General features: G+C 27.3%; 3 protein-coding genes. All 3 read left to right on the forward strand.

Features of this window, described 5'->3' with window-relative positions:
- Positions 1–1,420 precede the first annotated feature (1,420 nt).
- A complete protein-coding gene (locus HMPREF3031_RS13705; RefSeq protein WP_083309938.1) occupies positions 1,421–1,984 on the forward strand; it encodes a hypothetical protein in 564 nt (187 codons plus the stop codon).
- A 718-nt stretch (positions 1,985–2,702) separates the two neighbouring features.
- Entirely contained in the window at positions 2,703–3,056 is a 354-nt protein-coding gene (locus HMPREF3031_RS10220) for a hypothetical protein (RefSeq protein WP_226956268.1), read from the forward strand.
- A gap of 693 nt (positions 3,057–3,749) precedes the next feature.
- Positions 3,750–3,938 carry a CsbD family protein gene (locus tag HMPREF3031_RS10225; protein ID WP_060804198.1) on the forward strand — a complete coding sequence of 63 codons (189 nt, stop codon included), beginning with the start codon at positions 3,750–3,752 and terminating at the stop codon, positions 3,936–3,938.
- The last annotated feature ends 329 nt before the right edge of the window (positions 3,939–4,267 follow it).

A 4,267-nucleotide genomic window follows, 5' to 3' on the forward strand; every position in this document is an offset into this window, starting at 1 on the left:
AAATTTTATTGTAAAAAATAAAAGCATAAGTTTGCTTATCTTATGATAAAGCAACCTATGCCTTCATTTTTAACCTCTTTTGTATTGTTCTTAAGTCTTATATGACAGAGAGTAAATAAAATCTAGTTTATGATTTTATTTATAAAACTTTTAAAGTTATTTATGTGTATAAGAAATTTTGATATAAAAATTCTAGTAATAAAGTTGTAAGGGGCAACTAAATACAATAGGAAACCTTTTGATTGTCAATCAATATTCACGTAATATTTGTGGAGTATACCACGTATTTATAATTATAAGGAACTATATTTTAAAAATCAATCAAAAACTCCAGTAATTAACAGCTATTTAATGCTTTTACTGGAGAAAATAGTGAATTATATATAATCTTTTCGGAAGATTATTGGGAATATAATCACATTGTATATCTTTTATGGCGAAAAATAAACTTATCAAATGTAAATTATTTAGTATTAACTATAGTATAGGAAATGGACTTGGTGTTATCGAGAGAAAATATAGTAGTTTTTCGCACAAAACTTTTAGTATTACACATCACGTCAGAGTAGTAGTGTGACATTCCCAATATATAAAATATCACTACTGTATTGCTTTTATATTAATGTTGATGAAAAAGTAGTGTTTAATATATAAAGGGAACGAATTGAAGGAAAATTCACTCTATAAAATTTTGTGGGAAAGGTTATTAGGATTTATTAAAGTGATCAGAATATGTTATAATGCTATTACCTTTCTTAAATTGAATGTCCGCAATTAACTTGCTGATTCGATTTAGCAACCATTTAATATGGTTGCTTTTTTAATTAGTATTATCAGGTTCTGATGAAAACTTAGAAAAAATATAATGTGCCAAAAAAATCGTCACTCGTTTTGCTAAAACTTTGTGATGTGAAATTGAAATATATCTACTTTGCTTTTATCTTCTTTTTAAGCACTTATATAGAGTTTTAGAATATAAATCTACATAAATATTTTGGGTTCTTCAAAATACCCCTTTAAAATTAAAAATAAAGATCCTCAAAATTTTTATAAGAGTTATGATGAAGTTTGTTAACAAGCAATGAAGTTTCTGATGCTAATTTTTCTCGATATATGATAAAGATATAATATCTCCAGCAGTTATACACGTTATAGATCCTTTGGAAAAGGATGGATATGTTTAGGCTTCAGAAAAAGAAATAAAACATGTATTTATGCCGAGCAAATTTATTGATTAATGAGAAGCCCTTTAAATAAACATGCAGACGAATGTCGGCATAGTGTGATCTGGTCGACCATTGTCGATAAAGCAACATTTTAGACACTTAAGAACGAATTTCAACCGTTTGGGGATTGGTGAACTCTTTAATTAATTATTTTGTTAATATGAATATGCAAATGATTAATAGGAGAGATGAGAATGTATAAAAAATTTAGTTATAAATCTAAAGTAACAAAAGGGTGTGTTGCATTTGTTGTAGCTTCTAGTCTAGTTTTGGCTCCGACGGTGATTAATAACTACTCAGAAGCTTCAGAAACTAGGCAATCAGACGTCTCTATAGATAGTGCAGGAACTATTTCAAAAATTAATGATAATGTGGCTAGAATTGATTTGAACAAAGGGATTACATACAATATTGATAAAAATGGTATAGCTACAATAAAAGATACTCATTCTGGAAAAACTGAGCAATTACCTGTAACAGCAAAAGATAAAAATGGTGAAGACGCGACTTTAGTTTATTTTGAAGAGGATGGTAAGTTGGGTGTTCAAGTTGTTAAGCAGCAACAAGAAAGAGGAGCTGCTAAATGTGTAATCGGAACTGTAGGAGGAGCTATTGGTGGTGCGACAACTGGTGGCTTAGGAGGAGCTGCTGTTGGAACTGTTACACTTCCTATTGTTGGAACTGTTAGCGGTGGTGTTGTAGGAGCCATTGGTGGCGGTATTGGCGGTGCTTCTGGCGGATATGTAGCTGGTTGTTAAAAGGTGGGATAACTATGTATAACAGAAAGATCTTCAACTGGCCAATATTTTTTATTGTGATTTTGAATTATATATTTATGTTATCGCTGTTTCTATGGGTTTCTAATATAAACCATGTAAAAGTCTTTTTATTGACTATTCCTTTTCTTTTAATGACATGTGTTTATATAGTACTGTTTATAAAAAACAGATAGTTAATAGATAGTTAGTGTTTACACGTGTTTATGTATGTCATAAGCACGTGTTTTTGTGTATGTTTGAAATGAATTTATCTTTTCTTGTTACTATAGTTAATCATTACAAGTGATAAGAATCACTTTAGAATTTTTGGAATTAGTGGTTGGAAAATACTTATGTAAAAACTGTATCTTTATTAAGTAACTGGTTTCATTAGATTATTCAATTTAATGTATAAAACTATCATCTACGCTTTTAATTTGTACAAAATAAAAATTATGTTTTTTTGAAGAGATTTATCGATGCAGTAATTAAAATGGAAGTTGTTTTTGTTAGTTTATGCAAAACTTTAGTTTGCATATGAATTAATAATGTGAAAATACACTTTATAGGTTTTTGTGTATGGAATTACATTATATTTATATGTATCTCATTTATATATTAAGATCTTATAAAGCTTTTGAATTAAAAAAGACATAAATATCCTATTACTTTTTAAAACATTTCTTTGAAATAAGGTTGTAAAACTTTTCTGGGGGCTATGATAAAATCTATCAAAGGAGGAGGGATAAATTTGGTGTTTATATATATAATATTTTCAGCTATTTTACTTTATTATGTTTTGAAATATGGAATTAGAAATGGTTTTGCTGAACTTGAAGCTAATAAAGATGATTTAATTTACTATCAAAAAAGTTCAAGTTTACTTGAAGAAATAGAAAATGTTTATCATATAATTGATATGTCTCAAACTGAGCTGAAAGAAGAAGCGAAAGCTATTTATGATGATTCTTTTAATATTTTGATTTCAGGAAAAAAACCTAAATTTATATTTGAGGAACTGACAGAGAAGAAAGAACAAATTTTTAAGTTAAGTACAAAGGATTTTGAGTAAAGCAATTAAATCAAAAATGCAAATAGAATAATAGTATGGGGAAGATGATTATTAATATCTTGATAGAAGGTTTATTTGTTTTTGATTTTAGTTCTGTTTTCTACTGGAAAAGATGATGAATAGCAGGTTTTATTTTTTATGATTTTGAAAAAAAGTGGATAACTATAAAATTGATGTGACAATAACATGAGTTTGTTTTTGTAATATTTATTAGCATCGCGGTTTACAAGTTTTTTAATTTCGAGTGAGGAGACATGACTTTGCATATTTTAGGTTATGTATGTGGAATAAATTTCATTGTTTCTTAGAAAGGATGTTTTATTGTTCATTTTTATTAAACTTTATAAAACTGAAAAAAGTTATTTGTAAAAAGAGTGTTCATTGTGAGATAATAACATTTGTTTGTATTTTGAGTTTGCTTGTTATAGCTAACAATGGTAGATTTGAGAAATATACTGAAAATCACCTACAAACACTATGTTAGAGTTCGTAGGTGATTTGACTGGTGAAATTAAATAAAATCAAATGAAGTTGAAATGAGTTATCTTAAATCTTTGGGATTATGTAATATATCTTAAAGGATAATCTCTAATAAATCAAGAATTACACTTAATTTAGAAGACTTTACTTTTTTAAAAAGGTTTAGCATAATAGATTTATACCATAAATACTATTTTTTTAGGAGGAATAACAATGAGTGAAGAAAAATTTGAACAAGCAAAAGGAAATATTAAAGAAACTATTGGGGATGTAACTGATAACAAGGATTTAAAAGCAGAAGGTAAAGGGGATAAAGCCTCAGGTAAAGCTAAGGAAATTGTGGATAATGTTAAAGATAAAGCTAATGATTTGATTGATCAGGTTAAAGGCGATAAGAACTAAAGAAGTAAACATCTTAAGTATTATAGACTTTATACTATTTAGGGCTGGTGAGTAAATTACCAGTCTTATTTTTAATGTGAAAAGAGCATAATTATCTTTGGGAATTAGAAATATTATATTATCAAAATCAAGGAAATGATGTGCTTATATCTAATATTATATTATTAGTGATTAATAACGATTAATTATTACAAATATTCAAAATGTTATTAAATCAATAGTTATAGTCAATTAAAAATCAGATGATTATGCTTCACACCTTTTTTATTAAAGACTAAAAGTCTTTAATAAAAAAGGGGCTGGGACATAAATACAGTCCAAAATAAAAT

Source organism: Staphylococcus sp. HMSC072B07 (assembly GCF_001815505.1).
Classification (GTDB): Bacteria; Bacillota; Bacilli; order Staphylococcales; family Staphylococcaceae; genus Staphylococcus; species Staphylococcus simulans.